The sequence below is a fragment of the Idiomarina abyssalis genome, assembly GCF_019797805.1.
Lineage (GTDB): Bacteria > Pseudomonadota > Gammaproteobacteria > Enterobacterales > Alteromonadaceae > Idiomarina > Idiomarina abyssalis.
The window spans coordinates 2500930-2521136 of sequence record NZ_CP081832.1 but is presented as its reverse complement, the minus strand read 5'-3'; the positions used below and the strand labels follow the sequence as shown (position 1 = coordinate 2521136).

The 20207-nt window shown below is 50.3% G+C and carries 15 protein-coding genes; 8 read left to right on the top strand and 7 right to left on the bottom strand.

Annotated features, from left to right (window positions below; translation table 11 throughout):
- The first annotated feature begins 21 nt into the window (after positions 1 to 21).
- Positions 22 to 447: a DUF6746 family protein gene (locus K5X84_RS12100; RefSeq protein ID WP_222236013.1), complete on the top strand. Its 426-nt coding sequence runs from the start codon at positions 22 to 24 to the stop codon at positions 445 to 447.
- A 4-nt stretch (positions 448 to 451) separates the two neighbouring features.
- On the opposite strand, the gene K5X84_RS12095 is transcribed toward K5X84_RS12100, so the two are convergent.
- Together K5X84_RS12095 and K5X84_RS12090 are read right to left on the bottom strand one after the other, a co-directional pair.
- On the bottom strand, positions 452 to 1558 hold the full coding sequence (locus K5X84_RS12095; RefSeq protein ID WP_222236012.1) for a threonine aldolase family protein: 1107 nt from the start codon (positions 1556 to 1558) through the stop codon (positions 452 to 454).
- Between the two features lie 7 nt (positions 1559 to 1565).
- Entirely contained in the window at positions 1566 to 1817 is a 252-nt protein-coding gene (locus tag K5X84_RS12090) for a hypothetical protein (protein WP_053953456.1), read from the bottom strand.
- A 94-nt stretch (positions 1818 to 1911) separates the two neighbouring features.
- On the opposite strand from K5X84_RS12090, the gene K5X84_RS12085 reads away from it, so the two are divergent.
- Complete coding sequence (locus tag K5X84_RS12085) at positions 1912 to 3765, top strand: DUF885 domain-containing protein (protein ID WP_222236011.1); 1854 nt, start codon at positions 1912 to 1914, stop codon at positions 3763 to 3765.
- A 1-nt stretch (position 3766) separates the two neighbouring features.
- Here the strand turns inward: K5X84_RS12085 and K5X84_RS12080 are convergent, their stop codons facing one another.
- Complete coding sequence (locus tag K5X84_RS12080; protein ID WP_222236009.1) at positions 3767 to 4417, bottom strand: response regulator; 651 nt, start codon at positions 4415 to 4417, stop codon at positions 3767 to 3769.
- On the bottom strand, positions 4414 to 5559 hold the full coding sequence (locus K5X84_RS12075; protein WP_222236007.1) for a sensor histidine kinase: 1146 nt from the start codon (positions 5557 to 5559) through the stop codon (positions 4414 to 4416). The genes K5X84_RS12080 and K5X84_RS12075 overlap by 4 nt, the downstream gene beginning before the upstream one ends.
- A gap of 126 nt (positions 5560 to 5685) precedes the next feature.
- On the opposite strand from K5X84_RS12075, the gene K5X84_RS12070 reads away from it, so the two are divergent.
- Both K5X84_RS12070 and K5X84_RS12065 read left to right on the top strand, forming a co-directional pair.
- On the top strand, positions 5686 to 6432 hold the full coding sequence (locus tag K5X84_RS12070; protein WP_222236006.1) for a hypothetical protein: 747 nt from the start codon (positions 5686 to 5688) through the stop codon (positions 6430 to 6432).
- On the top strand, positions 6429 to 7292 hold the full coding sequence (locus K5X84_RS12065) for a tetratricopeptide repeat protein (protein WP_222236004.1): 864 nt from the start codon (positions 6429 to 6431) through the stop codon (positions 7290 to 7292). The genes K5X84_RS12070 and K5X84_RS12065 overlap by 4 nt, the downstream gene beginning before the upstream one ends.
- A gap of 2 nt (positions 7293 to 7294) precedes the next feature.
- On the opposite strand, the gene K5X84_RS12060 is transcribed toward K5X84_RS12065, so the two are convergent.
- The 3 genes from K5X84_RS12060 to K5X84_RS12050 all read right to left on the bottom strand — a co-directional run bounded on the left by K5X84_RS12060 (position 7295) and on the right by K5X84_RS12050 (position 10021).
- Positions 7295 to 8404 (bottom strand): sensor domain-containing diguanylate cyclase, encoded by a 1110-nt coding sequence (locus tag K5X84_RS12060; protein ID WP_222236003.1) that lies wholly within the window; start codon positions 8402 to 8404, stop codon positions 7295 to 7297.
- An 87-nt stretch (positions 8405 to 8491) separates the two neighbouring features.
- The gene (locus K5X84_RS12055) at positions 8492 to 9106 is read right to left on the bottom strand and encodes a LysE family translocator (protein WP_222236001.1); all 615 of its coding nucleotides are present in this window, start codon (positions 9104 to 9106) and stop codon (positions 8492 to 8494) included.
- 12 nt (positions 9107 to 9118) lie between these two features.
- Positions 9119 to 10021: a hypothetical protein gene (locus K5X84_RS12050; protein WP_222235999.1), complete on the bottom strand. Its 903-nt coding sequence runs from the start codon at positions 10019 to 10021 to the stop codon at positions 9119 to 9121.
- A gap of 120 nt (positions 10022 to 10141) precedes the next feature.
- Between K5X84_RS12050 and K5X84_RS12045 the strand changes: the two genes are divergently transcribed.
- From K5X84_RS12045 to recD, 4 genes are all read left to right on the top strand, one after another.
- Entirely contained in the window at positions 10142 to 11038 is an 897-nt protein-coding gene (locus tag K5X84_RS12045; RefSeq protein ID WP_054490447.1) for a glycosyltransferase, read from the top strand.
- A 90-nt stretch (positions 11039 to 11128) separates the two neighbouring features.
- Positions 11129 to 14596 (top strand): exodeoxyribonuclease V subunit gamma, encoded by a 3468-nt coding sequence (gene recC / locus K5X84_RS12040; RefSeq protein ID WP_222235997.1) that lies wholly within the window; start codon positions 11129 to 11131, stop codon positions 14594 to 14596.
- A complete protein-coding gene (recB, locus tag K5X84_RS12035; RefSeq protein ID WP_222235995.1) occupies positions 14593 to 18306 on the top strand; it encodes an exodeoxyribonuclease V subunit beta in 3714 nt (1237 codons plus the stop codon). The genes recC and recB overlap by 4 nt, the downstream gene beginning before the upstream one ends.
- Entirely contained in the window at positions 18303 to 20189 is a 1887-nt protein-coding gene (gene recD / locus K5X84_RS12030; RefSeq protein WP_222235993.1) for an exodeoxyribonuclease V subunit alpha, read from the top strand. The genes recB and recD overlap by 4 nt, the downstream gene beginning before the upstream one ends.
- Positions 20190 to 20207 lie beyond the last annotated feature (18 nt).

Here is a 20207-nt window from a genome sequence, read left to right as displayed (position 1 = left end):
TTAACAACTAATGAGGTTTTTATGAAAGCGTTAACAATGATACTAGCAGGCGCAGCACTGTTTTTTAATGTAACCGCAACGGCCAGTGACAATGATGACGAGCAGCGTTACGACCATTTTAAGCCTGAGGCTTCTGAAAATTTAGAACAGGCTATTATGAACCTGACGGAATATAACGCTAAATTACAGGAAATTGTGAATGGCGATTTAGACTCACAGGACATGGTGAAAGTACACGAGCTGACTTACACACTGGAAGTGGCACTGGCCCGTTTAAGTAAAGAGCTCGACGTAGCGGCAAACTCTCTGGAAGAAGTGCATTTAGGCTCTGAGGCAATGAACAAACAACGTGTTAAAGGCTTTGGGAAAAGCTACTTAGACACCCTGAACCACGTGTTAGGCGAGCATAGCAAACACCATGAAGGTGATCACAAAGAGCACCACTAAAAGCCTAAAGCGTTTCTAAAAACGCCTTAAAATGTCGCAGCCAGAAGCTTTGTGGTTGCGACATGGCGTTTCTTCCAATTGAAATCTCACAAATAGCTTCACCATTGATCTCTGCTCTTGGCAGCGGTAATAGCATGACGCCTGTATTGCTGGCGTAGTCTGTTATTTTCTCGCCGAGCGTATTGGCCGGCAGAGCAAAATGAAGGTGAAACATCGCGGCTTGCGGTATTTCCGGATTTACCTTTAGCATTTCTAACTCGTTGAGTGCATCGCCGAGTGCTTTGGCGTAGTTAACCGCGTCCGGCATAATGGGTAAATTCTCTCTTAAGCCGTAACGGGCAGACAAAACCTGCGGGTACTGGGTAATGATATTGCCACCGGCACGGCGAGCCCAGATTTTGGCTTGCTCTATGAAGGCTTCTGAACCCGCCAGAATAGCCCCCGAGATAGCCCCTAAATCCTTATAAAAACTCACATAAACTGAGTCAAATAACTCACAGACTTCGGGCAATGAACAGTCATAAGCGGTTGGTACCTGCCAGAGCCGGGCTCCGTCTAAGTGCATGGCTATATTGTGCTGGCGCGCCCATTGCGACTGCGCGACCAGATCGTCCCAGTCGGGTAATTGCCCCCCAATTTCACGCATGGGCAGTTCCAGTAAAACGGCAGCCAGATCCTGTGTTTGCACGGACTTTAAATCGCTAAGTGTTATCGGTTTATTGGCAAAGCCTGTGGTGGTCCCGTTAAGCTGCCACAAGGCTTCAAACCCCATTTGTTCGTGCAACATCAAGTGTGACGTTGGGTGTAATGCCACGCCATTACGCTGACGCTGGTCGGCATGTATACGCAGGGCCAGTGGCTGCGCCAGAGTTCCCGTAGGTAAAAACAAAGCGGCTGGCTTGCCCAGTAATTTTGCAACGTCGTCTTCAAAGTCGTTAATGAGCGCCCCACTGCCATAGACGTCTCTTTTCTCATTGCCCTGAAGTTGTTCAGACAATAATTTGAGCTCATCCGCCATGCCAGGCTGGGATTGACGCAAAAGAGATGTGCTCGCCTGCTCGGCAGCGTGCTGGTACGCCTGTTTTGTTTTTACCGTTATTGAGGTTGTCATGGTTTTCCTACTTTGAATGGACTTTACCGCCAATAATTTTGTAGGCAGGAGTGCCACGTATCATAGTTTCGCGCGCAAACTCCTGCCCACAACCGGGGCAATGGCACGGCTTAGTAGTGTGGTCTTCAACAATACGCTCAATAAAGCATTTTACCAAAGCGCCTTTGCCACCCTTGCGATATTTAAATATGGGCGTTTTGCACTGCAGACAAGAAATCTGCACGGTGCGAACCGGCCCTTTCTTGTTAGGTTTCGCCATAAAACAGTCGGTTACAATTTAAGCATTTCCATTAGTGTAACAAGCACGCTATAGTTTTTCTTCCTGTATCAAAAGAAGAATAAAGGACACTGCTATGCGTTATTCCATTGTCGCCCTGGCTGTTTTGGGCTTATTAACGGCCTGCGGACAACCGCAGCAAAACAATTCTGAACAAAATTCACAAACGGCGGTTGAGCAAACGGCGCAGTCAGAAACTGAGCGTCTGAATCAGTGGTTTGAAGAAAAGTACGAACAACAGCTTCAACAAAGCCCCATTCAAATGACCTTTCTGGGTCGCAAAGACCGCTACGGTGACATTGACGATATGACCGTCGCTGCTGAGAAAAAGCAGCTGCAGTGGCTGGAAAATAGCGTTGAAGAGCTGAAAGCGAACTTTGACTACGACAAGCTGAACCTTGAAGCTCAGACGTCTTACGACGTTTGGGTTTACCAATACGAACAAGCCAAGCGTAATGCCGAATTCCGTGGCATGGACTACGTATTTGACCAAATGCGTGGCGCACACACCTTCTTGCCGCAGTTTTTAATCAACTTCCATCGGGTTGATGACGCGGAAGATATGGAGGCTTATATTTCTCGTATTAAGGGTGGTGCAACGGCCATTGAGCAATTATTGCAGCGCGCGAAAGAACAAGTAGAGAACGGCGTTCGTGCTCCGCGGTTTGCGTATGAGCAGGTTATTAAAGAGGCAAAAGGCCTGACTTCAGGCGCCCCTTTTGACGAAGAAGGTGACTCAAGCCTGCTTGAAGATGCTAAGAACAAGCTCAGCACGCTTCAGGAAAATGACGCGATCTCCGCCGAACAAGCCGATAAATACGAAAAAGAAGTACGTAAAGCGTTATTGGAGCGTTTCCGCCCGAGTTACGAAGCCTTAATCAGCTTTTTGGAAAGTGACATTGAGAATACCGACGAAGTCGCAACCGGCGTGCATCGTCTGGAAAACGGCGAAGCTTACTATAACGCCCGTTTGGCCAACTACACGACGACTGACTTAACCGCTGATGAAATTCATGAGATAGGCCTGAGTGAAGTCGAACGCCTGACCAATGAGATGATCGCGATTAAAGAGAAAGTTGAATTTGATGGCGATTTGCAGGACTTCTTTGATTATATCCGCACCGACGAGCGCTTCTTCTATCCGAACAACGACGAAGGCGCGGAAATGTATCTGGAAGACTCGCGCGAATATCTGGCGTACATTAATGAGAAGCTGCCGGAATATTTTGGTATTTTGCCAAAAGCCGACTTGGTGGTGAAACGGGTTGAGCCTTTCCGTGAACAAGACGGTGCGGCCCAGCATTATTACCCTGGTTCGCCTGACGGTGAGCGTCCGGGCATTTACTATGCGCATTTGTCGGACATGAGTTCCATGCCGAAAAATGAAATGGAAGCCATTGCCTATCATGAAGGTAACCCGGGTCACCATATGCAAATTTCTATTGCTCAGGAACTGGAGTCGGTACCAGAATTCCGTACTCAGGCTGGCTTTACGGTTTACAGTGAAGGCTGGGGCTTATATTCAGAACAGTTAGCCAAGGAAATGGGGGCCTATGAAGACCCTTACTCTGACTTTGGTCGCTTAACCACCGAAATTTGGCGTGCCGTGCGCTTGGTTGTGGATACCGGCATGCACGCTAAAGGTTGGACTGAAGAGGAAGCGGTTAAGTACTTCCAGCAGCACACGCCGATTGCTGAAGGCGCTGTGCGTTCAGAAGTTCGTCGCTACCTGGTCATGCCGGGTCAGGCAACGGCCTACAAAATTGGCATGATCCGCATTCTGGAACTGCGTGAAGAAGCCAAAGAGGCCTTGGGCGATAAGTTTGATATCCGTGGCTTCCACGACACCGTTTTGGGTGGTGGCGCATTGCCGCTGCATATTCTGGAGCGTCGTGTTGACCAATGGGTTGAAAAGCAGAAGAACGCCTAACTTACAATAAACCTAAATCAATGGCCTTTAACACAGCTCGGGTGCGGTCACGTACCCCGAGCTTGGCCATAAGTGACGACACTTGATTCTTAACGGTCCCGGTCGATTTAAACAAGCTTTCCGCTATTTCATTATTGCTGAGCCCCGCTGCTATTAACCGTAAAACGGCAATTTCTTTATCTGTCAGCGGCTCAACCAGAGTCTGTTCACTATCATTTTCAGGCGCTTTGCTTTCTTTTAAGCCTTGCACGATACGTTCAGTGATAGCGGGCTGAAGCCAGGTTTTACCATCGGCTAAAGCTTCAATGGCGTCCACCAAAACCTCCAGCGACACATCTTTTAATAAGTAGCCTTCAGCGCCGGCTTGAATGGCTTTCATTATAGATTCGTGGTCATCAAAGGTTGTCAGCATTAAAACCGGTGTTTGGAAGCCTTTTTTTCGCAAAAGCTCGACGGCCTCAATACCATTCAAGTCAGGCATGCGAATATCCATGAGAATTACATCAGGTTCACTCTCTGTCGTTAGCCTAACCGCCTCTCTGCCAGAGCTAGCCTGCGCGACAACGGTAACATTGTCGGATAGTGACAAGAGCGAACTCAGACCTTCCCGAACTAATGTTTGGTCATCAACTAACAGAACGTTAATGCTCATACATCACCCTCAAGCGTTAGCTGAATGCTAAAGCCTCTGCCCTTTGTCTGCACGCTCAAATCAGCACCAATTTCATTGGCGCGCTCTCGCATACCGGTCAGTCCATTTCCGCCCTTAAAATGCTGAGTAGACCCATTATCTTCAATAAAAAGGCAGAGTTTATCTCCCTGGCGAGATAAAGAAATACTCTGACGATCACCATTGGAGTGCTTCAGGAAATTGGTCACTGCTTCTTGCGATATTCTCAGAACAGCGTCAGCAATATCGATGGATTGAATACCAAGTTTTTTCTGGCAAACCACCTCAACTCGCTTGTCCGCCGAGTGATAAGAAAGAGACTGTAATGCGTTTTCAATGTCCAGCACGGCCGAATCACGTAAATCGGAAACCGCTTCACGAACATCGGAGAGCAATAACTTGGTAATGCTCTGACTCTTCTCCAAAGTGGGTTTTAGTTCATCATCTGCTTTTCGAGCTGCCACCTGTAGGTTAATTGAAAGCGCCGTTAAGTGATGGCCTATTAAGTCGTGAATATCGCGGGCTATGCGAGTCCGTTCATTCTGTTTACTCGCTTCCTGAAGCAACATTTGTGTTGCGCGAAGTTCTCGATTGATAGCTTGCTCTCGCTCCAGTGCTTTTGTTTCTCTCAGCCGGGTGCCCATGGTCACAATGGAGAACAAATTAAATGCCCAAAACAGAATGGCGGATATCCAAGCATAACTGTCGCCCCAGCCAAACTGGTAAATCAACCACAATGGAACCGATAGCGGAATAGAGAGAAGAACAGAGTTTCGAATACTGGTGTAATAAGGCAGCTGTGCCATGCAAATCGTCATCAATATGGCGACAACACTATAGGGTATTAAGTAATACAAACTGAAAATAGCCACTAATTGAATAAAGACAAGACTAAGGCGTAGCCAAGGCTCGTTTTTGTAAGGCTGCTCCCGTGTGGCTATTGTGAAGCACACAATGAAGACCAAAAAAAGTACCGCGGAAATAATCCAGTACGAACTGAAGAAAGGCGTTTGCTCTCTTTGGCCCAGTAAGTAGAGACAAAACGAGGACAGCAGCACCCAGGCCAGCACTGCAACCCACTGCTCATGATCTAAGTATTTGGAAGTAACAGATTTTATATTCATTAGTTAAGTATGCCCGCAGCTCGGCATTTCGCAATAGGTCAAAAGTCACGTTTCATAAAGTGACTTCTTGCACTAACCGACACCGTTGAACCGCTCTAACCTGTAAAAAAAACAGGAGGGCTTATTATGTTGACGCTGCACAGCTTTTTACTTTATTTACACATCGTGTTTGGTGCCATAGCGATGGCACTATTTTGGGTGCCGGTAGTGACAAAAAAGGGAAGTCTGAACCATCGCCGGTTTGGTAAGGCGTATGTCTGGATCATGAATACGGTTGCTGTTTCGGCCATTATTATGTCGGTTATGGTGCTGGTTGCTCCTGCTTATTTTAAAGCGGACATCATTGCCAATAGCCAAAGACCTGACGCCGTTACAGAGGGGATTCGCTTCTTTTGGACATTGCTGTTGTTCCTTTCCGTGTTTACTTTTGCCTCAGTTCGGAACGCAACCGTTGTTTTGCGGTCGAAACGAAGTCGCGATAACTTGCGCACATTCAGCTACTTATCGATGCCGGTTGGTTTGGCGGTGATGTCTCTGGTGTTGCTATGGCAGAGCATGAATACGCCTGCTATTCAGTTTGTCAGCCCTTGGTTGCACATTATTTTTGGCATTTTAGGGTTAGTAAACGTGTATCAAATGTTGCGTTTTGCATTTTCGCCCTCAGTTAAGAAGAATGCCTGGCTGATAGAACATTTAAGTTCAATGTGTGGTTCAGGCATAGCGGTTTATACAGCGTTCTTTGCTTTTGGCGCGCGTCATGTGCTGGCTCACTTGGGGCAGTGGCAATTGTTATTCTGGGTAGTGCCGGGTGTTGTAGGTACGGTGCTTATATTTTTATGGTCACAAAAATACGAAAAAGGAGAATTCTCGTGAGGTGGCTTTTATTCTTACTTACAACATTAATTTTTGCGCCCGGCGTTTATGCCGAGGTGGAAACGAAGCAGGTTATTCAGCAGCAGTTGGCTGATGGCTCATTGGATAGCGCTGAAAACAGCGTCGAAGAATGGGTTAAAAATGAACCGGGAAACGCTGAAGCATGGCATACCCGTGGGGTGGTGATGGCGCAACAGGCACAAAATGCCTTTTTCAGTGCGATGAGCTACGCCGGCAAGTCAGTGGACTCCTTTGAGAAAGCAGTTGAGCTGGCGCCTGAGAGTATTAAATACCGTAGATCCCTAATGCAGTTTTATTTAATGGCGCCCTCTATAGCCGGCGGTGATGACGAAAAAGCGCTGGCTCAAATTGAGAAAATGATGGCGTTAGACCCGGCACAAGGTGCGCTCGCGAAAGTTGGGTATTTGCGTAAGCATGAAAAGATGACAGAAGCTGAGTCTTTGCTGGAAGAAACCATAGCAGCACACCCAAATAATGCGGACGTTTTGCTGTATTCAGGCTTGCAAAAACAACGCGCAGGAGAATTTGATACGGCTCTCAAGCTGTTTGATAGAGCGGTAAATGGCGTTTCAGATGACGGTTCTGCAGTCAGTATGGCGTTGTATCAGATTGGAAAAACCGCCGTTTTAGCCGAAAACCAAATCGAAGCTGGAATTGCAGCGTTAAATAGCTACTTAGAGGAAGATGTAACATCGGATAATTTGCCTGAGCCGCACTGGGCCCAGTTTAGAAAAGCACAGCTATTGGCGCTAAAAGGCGACACGGAAACTTCGGAGCAACTGCTTGCAGAACTTAAAGGCGTTGACGATAAAGAGCTGCAAAAACAGTTGGCGCAATAAGGTTAGTAATCTAAATACCCTCTGTTACGACCATCAGACTTGGCGCGATAAAGCGCTGAGTCTGCTTTTGAAATCATTCGGCTAATTAAGGCTTCGGTATTTTCGTCAGCAGTCGGTGTGTGCAAGTAGCCGCCAATACTAATACTTAGATAGGGCGCAACCTGCGACTGCTCATGTTCTATTTTGAGATTCCGAACAGCCTCCAGCAATTGCTGAATACTGTCCTCGGTTTTTTGCTCGTCGGTGGCTGAAATTACCGCAACAAACTCTTCTCCGCCATAACGCGCCAGAAAATCTGTATTACGCTGCAATTGATCAAACATCGCGTCGGCGACAGATTTAAGCGCCTGGTCTCCCTGCAAGTGACCGTAGTGATCGTTGTAGGGCTTAAACTGGTCGATATCAATGATGAGCAAAGCCAGTGGAGTTTTGTGACGAGAAGCACGCTGAATTTCGTTAGTAATGCGTTCGTCAAAGGCGCGACGATTGGCAATGCCGGTCAAACCATCCTGTGCTACTTGCGCCTGCAGCATACGGTTGGCTTTTTCCAGCTCCCGCTGGGTGTGGATGAGCTCTGCATAGGTACGTTGCCGTTCAAGGGTATTGGCTATCATGTCGGCAACCAGGCTCAAGCGACGTAGGTCTGTTGGCTGCCATTGGCGTTTTTTCTGCACCATATCGCAGCCGACAAAACCCAGAAGTTTGTGGTTAGCGACCATACCAATACAAATAACGGATTTTATGTCTTCGCGGTCAAACTCTGCTTTTTCGGCATTAGCTTCAGGGGGAAGCGTCTGGACATCATTAACAATGCAAACGTGGTTTTCTTTCATTTCTTTAAAAAACCAGGGTAAATCGTCAGCTTCGATTGCCTGCAGACTATCAATATGTGCCTGGTGACCGTCACGAACCCACTCATGGGTATTGGTCATGTGCTTAATATGGTCATCAAACTCAAATACGTAACAACGGTCTGCCTCTGTGTAGTCGCCAATAGCCGCAATAACTTCTTCAATACATTCGTAGGTTTCTGTGGGCTCACTGTTAATTAGGCGAGTCGACAATTCTGAGATGAGTTGATCAAAAGATACTTGCTTGGTTTTCACGTCCATGACTCATCCTTATTGCCTTTATGGTCAATAGTTAACCATATCGTCAGGTAAGCGTAAATTGTTATTTTTATGTTGTTCAAATTGAGGCTAACTAAAATAGAACTGCCATATATCCAGTACGACCGGTATAACAGAAAAGACCAGCAATAAAGCCATGGAGATATTAAAAATTCTTTGTGCCCGGTGGTTGGTGAGTAACTGCCTCAGTCCGGCGCCGGCCACCAGCCAAATGCCTACACAGGGAAACGCCACAGCCAGAAAAGCCGCTGTTATTTCCATTACTTCTGACCAAAGCGTTCCTGCAACTGTGGTAAATGCTGCCACTGCGCCAGTTGCCATAACCCAGGCTTTGCCGTTTACCCACTGAAACAAAACTGCCTGCCAGAAGGTTAATGGCTTACGGTCACCCTTTTCAATTGCCTTGGGGGTTTGTGAGCCGATGACCCAGGCCAGCCAAAGCAAATAGATAGTACCGGCAATTTTAATCATTTGGTGCAGAAGCGGGAACTGCTCCAGCACTGAACCAAAACCCATGCCGACCACCAGCACCATAGCCGGAAAGCCAAGACAAATTCCGAGGAAGTGCGGCATGCTGGACTTAACACCATAATTCACGCCCGAAGACATAATCATAATATTATTGGGGCCGGGCGTAATAGTTGTCGAAAAAGCAAAGAAAAATACCGCAATAAAAATTTCCATTCTCTGATCCTTTTACTTCTTCTCTAAGGTTGGCGGCAGACCAAAATGTGCGATTAAATTCTGTAATTGTGCGTCATTGCCGCCATCTTCGCGCTTATTAAACTGCCACAGCGAACTGCCACCACTGCCTTTCCAATTAATAAGCTTGGGGTTGTTGCCCACCCGGCGAATAATACAATTATTCAGGCTGGCTAACCAAAACCACCATAAATCATCCGCATAAGGAGCCAGAGAAGAAGCCAGTTCTTGATCGTTTACGCGTTTATCAAAGCACCCTGGCGGGAAAAGAACCCCGGCGCCACTGGTAAAAAACAGGCGCGGGTCAGGACCCCGTACCTCTGTTTTCGGGTACCATTGCCTGTAGGGGCGTATTTCTCCGCTTGTTGCACGGCGTAAGTAATGTGCCCGCCAACACAAAATCTCCTGGTCATTACCCGTATACGCATTGACTAAGGTTGCCAGCCAGCTAGGACGGTAATAGATGTCATCATCAGCGGTCACATGAAAGGCATCGGGAAAGCTTTTAAGTGCCGGGATCAGCTTTTTATAGGAACGGGTGTCGGTACCCACTGGCGCAATGGTTAAGCCGTATTTTTGCAGTACAGTGACACTTGCCGGAAGTTTGGCAATGTCGTCCTGATACAACCATAAAATGACTTTGTCCGCTTTTACCGTCTGTAACAATAGCGACTTTAATGTCAGGTGCAGCCTGGCAAAGCGATCAGGAAAAGAGGTTAGGTTCACTATCAACTGACCGGGCAATGCGTGTTCCGACTGAATTAAGGTGTCGCGCTGTTGCCATTGCAGTTCAGTTATTGCCTGGGCGTTTCGTTTAAGACTTGAGCCGGCCAGCGATTTATACTTTCGTAACCAGCGATAGCGCAATTGTGTGAAAAAACCTTTAACTAAATTCATCGGTTTAACAACTAACCCCTTCGTTCGTTATAGAGTGGTTACAAAGCGTCCAGATCTTCTGTAGCCTGTGTTGAAAATACCATAGTACGTTCAAAGAAAGCGAATGCGAGGTAATGCTGAATGGCACTAAGAAGTTGGTTACAGCAAAGTAAAGAGTTCATATTGCGATTTGCGGTATCCAGTCCCGTTCCGGCTAGTTGGCTATATGATGTACCGGAGTCAACCGAAATTGAAGATCTGACCAGCACACCTGAACATATTGAAATTGTCAGTCACTGCTGGAACTATTCGCATTTGTTTGTGTATCAGTTGAAGTCGCTGGTGGATAATGCCCCAGAGGACTTTAAAGTTACGCTGACCGGTTTTTATTGCCCCGAAGACAAAAACACCGTTGCTTTAATTAAAGAGTATGAATCGAAACAGGTTGATAATATCGAGTGGAATTTTATCGCGCTCAACAAAGGCGACTTACTACGCCGTGGTATAGGCCGTAATAAAGCTGCAAAAGAAACGAAAGCCGACTGGATTTGGTTTACCGACTGCGACTTACTGTTTGGGGAAAATACCTTCCCAAGCTTAAAACAGACCTTACGCAAAGAGTCCTGCATTCTGGCGTTTCCGGAACAGGTTTCCCGAACCTCTTTACTGAGCGAAGAGCATGATGTTCTGTGTAATGGTAAAGAAACCTCAGTTGAAGAATGTTTGCAGCAGGCGGATTTTACCACTCATACCTTTTCAAAAGCCTCTGGCCCGGTGCAGATAGTTCATGGTGACACGGCACGCCGCTATGGCTATTGCGAGCAGATAGACTGCTATCAGCAGCCGAAAGATCGGTGGGTAAAAACTTACGAGGATCGCGCGTTCCGCTGGTTATTGGGTACGCACGGAAAACCATTAAACATTGAAGATGTATCGATAATTCGTCATGTAGAGAAGGGACGCTATAAAAAGAACTCGACCTTCTCAGAAATGCGTAAAGCGAACCGTCAGGCCAAAGACAAACTACTGGCGAAATAAGCGCGTCGATAAGTTGCTCTATAACTAGTAAGATAATTCCCTATTGATTAGGATGGATGTCTTACAGTAACTCTACAGGGAGAGCAGCGAGTGAGTGAATTGACCCCCGGCTTTATTGTCGCGCATGGACATCGGCTGGAAGACTTAACCGATGTGGCGGTTACATTCACCCAAAACTATCCGCTGGCGCCGCTGGAGCAGGAAACCGTGCTGGTACAAAGTAACGGTATTGCCCAGTGGCTGAAAATTAATTTAGCTCAGGCCAGCGGCATTGCTGCCATGATAGATGTCACCCTGCCGGCGCGGTTTCAGTGGCAAGCATACAGAGCCGTGCTCGGTGACGACATTCCCAAAACCTCCCCCTTTGATAAAGACCGCTTAACCTGGCGGTTAATGCGCTTGTTGCCCGAGCTTATTGAGCACAACCCGCATTTTGCACCGCTTAAGCACTATACCTCCGACGACAACGACGGGCGCAAGCTGTATCAGTTGAGTGGACGGCTCGCCGACTTGTTTGATCAGTACGCGGTTTACCGTGCTGACTGGCTGGATAACTGGGTGCGTGGTCAGGACGTGCTGGAGCAGGAACAACCAGTTGAAGCCGAACAGTTGTGGCAGCCGGAGTTATGGCGCGCTGTCAGCAACGATATTGGCATAGACGACTACTGGAATAACCGGGCGGAGCTGCATCAGCGCTTTATTGATACGGCAAAGGCGTTAACTGAACGCCCTGCAGGTTTGCCGCCACGGGTGGTGGTGTTTGGTATTTCCTCGCTGCCGCAGCAAATGCTGCAGGTGTTGGATGCCATTAAAGGCTATACCCAAATTCTGTTGTGTGTGCATAACCCATCGCAGTACCACTGGGCGGATATTGTCGATGGCAAAGAAGCCTTGCGGCAGGCGGTTAAAGCCTCTTCGCGCTTAAAGCACAAACCGGAACTGCCCGACGACCCGAATGACGACGAACTGCATCAGCTGGCGCATCCGTTGCTGGCGTCCTGGGGTAAGCAGGGTCGGGACTACATTCGCCTGCTGGATTTATACGATGAAACCCTGGCCAAACAGGAAGCGTTTAACACCATTAAGCTGGAGCTGTTTGAGCCCCACAACACGAACCATTTATTAGCTCAGCTGCAGGACGATATTCTAAACCTGCGGCCGGTACAGGAAACCCGCGAGCTTTGGCCTGAGCCGAATGCCACCGATAAGTCACTGCAGTTTCACGTCTGCCACAGCCCGCAGCGCGAGCTGGAAGTGCTGCATGATCAATTACTGGATGCCTTTGCAAAAGACCCGGAACTCAAACCACGCGATATTATGGTGATGCTGCCCGACGTCAACACCTACGCGCCATACATTGATGCGGTATTTGGTCGGTATCATAACCGCTTTGGCGAACGTGACTCGCGTGCTATTCCTTATACCATTGCCGATCAGGGTGAACGTCATCAGCGACCGTTAATGATAGCGCTGGAATTGCTGTTGCAAGTTGATCAGTTGCGTTTTACTCAGACCGATTTATTCAATTTGTTGTCGGTACCCGCGGTGCAGCAACGCTTTGATATGAGTGACGATGACCTGCCGCAGTTAAAGCGCTGGGTAAAAGAAGCCGGCGCGCGCTGGGGACTTAATGCCGAGCAGCGCGGGCAGTTTTATATGCCAGCAGCGGAAGAAACCAACAGCTGGTGGTTTGGCTTAAAACGCATGATAGCCGGTTACGCCATGGGAGATTTGGCTGACGTTAGTTTAGAAAACGATTCACCCTGGGCCAATGTAGAACCTTATACCGAAGTGGCCGGGCTAAGTGCCGCGCTGGTGGGGTGTCTGGCGGACGTGGTGCGCACACTGGAACAATGGTGGCAGCGCGCGCAGGGTGAGCACAACTTGCCGGAGTGGGTCACTCAGGGCGAGTGGTTGCTGGAACAATTTTTCGAGGCCGAAGAAGACAGTGACCGCTTACTGTTAGCCAAACTGAGTGACGAGCTGTATCAGCTGCGGGACATTTGCGTAGAGGCGGATAACGAGTCACAACTGCGCCTGCCCATATTTAAAGACGCCTGGTTGGAGCGCGTGGACCAGCAGAACTTGAACCAACGCTTTTTGGCGGGGGCGGTAAACTTCGCCACCTTAATGCCCATGCGGGCCATTCCGTTTAAGTATGTGTGTGTGCTGGGCATGAACGAAAGTGATTACCCACGTTCAACGCCGCGTGTGGACTTTGATTTAATGACCGACCGGTATCGGCCGGGCGATCGCTCGCGGCGGGACGATGACCGCTATTTATTCCTGGAGGCTATGCTCTCAGCCCGCGACTGTTTTTACTTGAGCTGGGTAGGTTACAGCGCTAAAGACAACAGCGAGCGCACGCCGTCGGTGCTGGTGGCGCAATTGCGTGATCACCTGCAACAGGGTTGGGAAGTGGACATTAACAGCCTGACCGTTGAGCACAAATTACAGCCGTTTAACCCGTATTACTTTAGCCAGGAAGACCCGGACTATTTTACCTATGCCAGTGAATGGGCGCAGGCGCATCAGGGCTCGTTGGCTTCTGCGAGCCGCCCGGCTTCGGGAACCGCCCCGGACGACGAACTGGAACGCACCCTGAGCATTAACGACATTAAGCGCTTTATTGAAGAGCCCGCCCGGCTGTACTTTAACTGGCGACTGGATACTTACTTCAGCCGCAACAGTGAAGATCTGGACGACAGCGAAGCCTTTGTCATGGATAACCTGCAAAGCTGGTCGTTAACCACGCGTCTGGTGGACTCGGGCAAGCGAGCGCTGCTGGCAGGGGCTGGTATTGAAGCCTCGCTATTAAAAGAACTGAACCGGATTAAACGCGAAGGGGCTTTAGGTATTGGTGCAATAGCCGAGCAAAATGGGTTTCAGTTGCTGGAGCAGTCGCAGGAGATACTGGAAACCTATCAGCAGAGCATTGCCGGTTACTCGGGTGTGAATGAGTTTCCGGTTGAGGTGTTTTTTGAGCACAGCGGGCTGACTATTGATGACACCCTAACCGGGCTGCATACCAATGAAAGCGGAGAGCGCCTATGGGTGGTTACCTCGGCCAGCAATATTGCTGCTAAAAACGGTAAAGGCATTAACAGCGGCGGCTGGAAGCACGCCAGCGCGTATTACCTTGGTCTGTTGTTATTGAATTTACAAAAGCCGACACGGCTTTTAATTGTGTCCAAAGGTGGCTGTCAGTTGCAGGTGGCGGCGGTGCCGGCTGAGCTTGCAGTACAACAACTGGAGCAAATACTGGAACTGGTGGCTCTGTCAGCGCAGCAGCCGCAGCCCATGCATCTGGACGTAGCCATGACCTGGCTAAGCGCAATGGACAAGAACGGCCAGGACGAAATGCTGGCGCATGAAGCCGCCCGACAGAAATACGAAGAAGAAGGCTTTCAAGACCCGGCGCTGGTCACCAAAAGCGATTATTGTGGGCGCGTTGCCGAAAGTTACCAAGCCATTCAGGCATCACCGCACTTCCGCCGCTTTATGGACGAACTTTATGACCCTATGCGCTTAACCCTGGTGCCGGAGGAAAAGTCATGAGCCAGTTACCGTCACATACCTCAGGACATACGCTAGAGAACCCGCTCGATTTTCCGCTGAACAGCAGCCGCTTAATTGAGGCCAGCGCCGGTACCGGTAAAACCTACACCATTGCTGCGCTTTATGTGCGTTTGGTTATTGGACATGGCTCGCATAACGGTATGGAAGAAACTGCGTTTGACCGCGAACTGGTGCCGAAAAATATTCTGGTCATGACCTTTACCAAAGCTGCCACCGAAGAGCTGAGTGATCGTATTCGCGCACGCTTAGCCGAAGCCGCAGCTTACTTCCGTGACCCGGAAGCCGTAGAAGGTGATCCCTTCTTAGCCTGCCTGCGCGACGACTGTGCAGCGCAGGGGCAGAACCTGATGCACTTGGCGCGGCTGTTGGATTTAGCCTCGCAGTCCATGGACGAAGCCGCGGTGAAAACCATTCATGGCTGGTGTCAGTCCATGCTGAAAGAGCACGCCTTTGCCAGCGGTAGCCTGTTCAGCCAGGACGTTGAAACCGACAACGAAGAGCTGCGCCTTCAGGCCGCTGAAGACTACTTCCGGCGTTTTATTTACCCGGCCGACGCTGAACTCAGCGCCCGGCTGTTGGAGGACTTTAAGTCACCCGAAGCTTTGTTAGGGCTCACTTACAGTTTGAGCAAAAGCGGACAGGCACCGGTCAATGGTGACTTGCACAGCCTGTTGAAAGAAGCTGAAAGCGCGCATCAGCAACGAATGGTTGATATAAAGCGGGAAGTTGCGCCTATTGTGCAGGAATTGGTTGATAAAACCTCACAAGCCAAGGGCACGGCAACCAAACTCAAACAGTTTCAGAAGTTTGCGGACTGGTGCGGAGATCCTGACTTAGTTGAGCCCGACGCCACCGCGGCTAACTGGAAGAATATAGGCACTGACGAGCTACAGAAGTTTGCCGAGGCCAAACTTGGCGGCATGCCCCAAAGTTGGGCCACTTTAGGCGAGCTGCAGGAACGTATTAAGCGCAGCAAAGTGCAGCAGCAGGAAGAGCTGGCTAAAGTAAAACAACACGCGGCTTTCTGGGTCAGTAGCCGCTTTGCCGAACTGCAAAACCAGCGTGCCGAAATGGGCCACGACGACATGCTGACCCGTTTACGGGACGCGCTGAAAGGACCCAGCGGCGAAGCTTTAGCCGCCGCTATTCGTAAGCAGTACCCGGTGGCTATGGTGGACGAATTTCAGGACACCGACCCGGTTCAATATGAGATTTTTAACCGCATTTATAATTTAGCTGAGCCGCACCCGGGCACCGGAATTTTCTTAATTGGTGACCCGAAGCAGGCCATTTACAGCTTCCGTAACGCCGATATTTACACCTATTTAAAAGCCCGGCGTGACACCGAAGGCCGGCATTATAATCTGGCACGAAACTTCCGTTCGTCGCAGGCCATGGTGGATGGCGTTAATGCGCTGTTTGAGCGCGCCGAAGAGCTGCCGAGCGGCGCGTTCCTGTTTAAAACCGAAGCAGAAAACCAGCTGCCCTTTAACCCAGTGGGTGCAAATGGGCTGAAGCGCACTTTCAAGCATTGCCTGTTATCCAGCAACTTAAAAACCGCACCGGCGCTTCTGTGGTCGGTGTCCGGAGAGGAAAAACGCAATAAAGACACCTTCTTCCGCGCAGCGGCGAACCATCACGCTAACCTGATTGCCTCGCTGCTTAATGACCCGCAGGCGGGCTATTACAACGGCGACGATAAACTCGAGCAGCGCGTCAAAACCAGTGACATTGCGGTGCTGGTAAACAACTTTAACGAAGCGAATGCCATTAAAAAGGCGTTGAGCGATCGCGGGCTGAAAAGCGTTTATTTGTCGGACCGGGAATCGGTATTTGCCCAGCGCGTAGCGAAGGATTTGCTGGCGCTGGTGAGTGCCTGCGCCGAGCCGCGCGACCCGTCGCTGATACGCAGTGCTCTGGCGACACAGTTACTTGGCCTGCCGCTGGCGGAGCTGGAACATATTCACAGCCACGAACGCGAGTGGGAAGAGCGGGTTGAGCAGTTTTTAAGTTACCACGACCAGTGGCAGCGACAGGGCGTACTCGCCATGTTGCACAGCCTGTTACACGACCATCAGGTGCCGGCTAAGCTGCTGGAAGACCGCATTCACGGCGAACGCCAACTGTCTGACGTGCTGCACATTGCCGAGCTGCTGCAACAACAGAGCCTGGTACTGGACGGTATTCCGGCCCTGGTGAACCATTTTGCCGAGCAGGTGAACGAACGCCACGGTTTCGGTAACAACAGCCGTACTCAGAGTGACGAGCAGCAGCTGCGCTTAGAAAGCGACGACGAACTGATAAAAATCATCACCATTCACAAGTCGAAAGGCCTGCAGTACCCGTTGGTGTTCATGCCTTTTGTGGCCTACACCCAGGCGGAAGCCTACCGGATAAAACCGCCGGCGGTGTACCACGATGAAAACGGTGAGCTACAGGTATTGTGGTCAAAAGACGACGACAACAAGCAGCGCTTGAGTAATGAGATCCTCGCCGAAGACTTACGCAAAATGTACGTAGCCGTTACCCGCGCGCAATACGCCACCTTTATTGCGCTGGAAGCTGTGAAAGAGCATCGCAACAACCCGCTCTTTTACTTGCTGAACGGTGGTGAGTCGTTAACCGATGAGCTGTACAACGAAGTCAGCGAACGCTGGCAACAGGCGCCGCATACGCAGTTAACGCGATTGGAAGACGACGAGCCTTTAGTCCGTGCGCTGGAGCAGGAACAAACAACGCCTAAACTCACACCGCGCAGCATGCCCGCAGGCCGCAAACTGGAGCGTTGGTGGGTGGCCAGTTACAGCGCGCTGAAGTACGAAGGTGCCGTGACAAAAAGCCTGCAGGCACCGCAGTCGCCCGACGAAATGAACCTGTTGGACGAGCGCGATGATGACGAAGCGGAAGTCGCCAGTGCCGCCGAGCCAAGTCCGGACAGCATTCATCATTTACCCAAAGGCGCGGGGCCGGGTACGTTTTTGCATAATTTACTGGAAGAATCGGCCAATATCGGCTTTGCGCAAATAGCAGGTGACGCTGCCGAGCGTACCGGGCTGGTAGAGGGCTTTTGTGTCAGCCCGTATTGGCAGGAACACCAAAACAGCCTAGAGCACTGGCTGGACGCCTATTTGCACAACCAATTCCCCATTAATGACAGTGGTGACCGCATTAGCTTAAGCGCTCTGGAACAATACAAAGCCGAGCCGGAATTCTGGTTCGGTGCCAGTGAAGTTAACGCACAAAGGCTGGATGCTCTGGTTCGCGAACACATTCTGCCGGGCCACGAACGCCCTGCACTGGAACCTAATGTGCTGAACGGCATGCTCAAAGGCTTTATCGACTTGGTGTTTGAGCATAACGGCAAATATTACGTGGCAGATTATAAGTCCAACTGGCTGGGCGAAGACGACCACGCTTACACCGAACAAGCCATGCGCGAGAAAATTCTGCACAGCCGTTACGACTTGCAGTACGTCATTTATACCTTAGCCCTGCACCGCTTATTAAAAGCGCGGCTGGGTGAGGCGTACGACTACGACACCCATGTTGGCGGCGCAGTGTATTTGTTTTTACGCGGGCACAGAGCAGAAACCGGCGGAGCTTTTTGTGACAGGCCACCGCGGGCATTAATCGAACAGCTGGACGAGCTTTTTGTGGGTAAGAACGTGTCTGATAAGGAGCCGACATGAGCGACGTGACATCGAACACCTTATTTGATGCCCTCAGCCAATGGCGTGATGCTGGCTGGGTGCGGTCTATTGATCTTGCCTTTGTTGAGTTCCTGCAGCAAGCGGGAGAAAGTCAAAACGCCGTTTTGCTGGCAGCTCTGTGTGCCTCGCACCAGGCCGGGCGCGGACATACCCACATTGACATGCAAGCGTTGCAGAGCGAACCCGAAATGGTGCTGAACCTGCCGCCCGAAAACCGTTACGCGCCTGACTGCGCAACGCCCGGCCAGTTGTTCCGCGAGTTTGGCGAGCGCATGCTGGAAGCCCTGAGTCATAGCACCTGTGTGGATACGGACGGCGCGGGAAATCATCCTCTGGTGCTTAACGGCAGCAAGCTGTATCTGCGCCGTTACTGGCAATACGAAACCTTTATTGAACGTGACTTGCAGGCGCGCATGAACGACCGCCCTGTGACCAACGACGACCTGCTGAAAACCACCCTGGCGAAGCTGTTTTTGCCTGCTGAGAACGGCGATATTAATTGGCAGCGGGTAGCTTGTGCAAATACCGTGCGCAACCGTTTTAGTGTGGTGACCGGCGGCCCGGGTACCGGCAAAACCTACACCGTGGTGCGACTGCTAACCGCATTGCAGCATCAGACATTAACTCTGGGCTTACCGCCCTTGCGCGTATCGCTGGCAGCACCCACGGGTAAAGCCGCCGCCCGGCTCACCGAATCCATAGATACCGAGTTAGAAAAGTTAAAAAACAACCCACAGCTGGCAACCTTACTACCTGCGCTGGACTCGATAGAGGCAGAAGGTAAAACTCTGCACCGTTTGCTGGGTGTTAAGCCGAATTCGCGAGCCTTTAAACACCACGCGGAGAATCCATTACGCACCGACGTGGTGGTTGTCGACGAAGCCTCGATGATAGACATTGAAATGATGACCGCGTTGCTAAAAGCCACGCCCAAGCACGCACGGTTAGTTCTCATAGGCGACAAAGATCAGCTCGCCTCAGTAGAAGCCGGAGCCGTGCTCGGCAATTTGTGCGCCGGTGCAGACGAAGGCCACTACCACAGCGACACCGCACAATGGTTGCAGCAGGTTGCCGATACACCCGCCTTGCCAGCAGAGTTAATAGACGAGAACGGCGAAGAGCGTCTGCAACACGTCGTGAAGTTTCGTAAAAGCTATCGCTTTAAAGGGCCTATTGCCGACCTGGCCAACGCCATTAACCGACAAGACAACGCCGCAACAAAACAGGAACTCGAAAAAGCCAAAACCGCCGATGAAGACTACCCCGTTAGCCTGCATGAAGTCAGCAGCCTAGACGACCCAGCCTTCGAAGCTCTTATCAGGGGTAGCCTGACGTTACACGTCAGGAACAATGCCGACACAACAGCTGATGCCAACAACATCAACGAAATCGCCCACGAAGCCTTGCAAAACCTAAGCAACTTCCAAATTCTGACCGCCCTGCGCGAAGGCCCATGGGGCATGAAAGCCGTGAACCAAAAAGTCGGCGACATACTCGGCGTAAACGCTAACACCTGGTACGAAGGCCGACCCGTTATGGTCACCAAAAACGACTACGGACTCAAATTGAACAACGGCGACATCGGCATCGCCATAAAAGACCCCGAACACGACTACCTGCGTGTGGCCTTCCCCGACCAGGAGCACGGCGTACGCTGGGTATTGCCCAGCCGCCTAACGCATATAGAAACCGTGTACGCCATGACCGTACATAAATCCCAAGGCTCCGAATTCAAACACACCGTGATGGTACTGCCCGACCACGACAGCCCCGTGCTAAGCAAAGAACTGCTGTATACAGGCATTACGCGGGCTAAAGAGCGGTTGAGTTTGGTGGGTAGATTTTTTTTGGTCAAAAGATAATATAATTTATTGGTATAA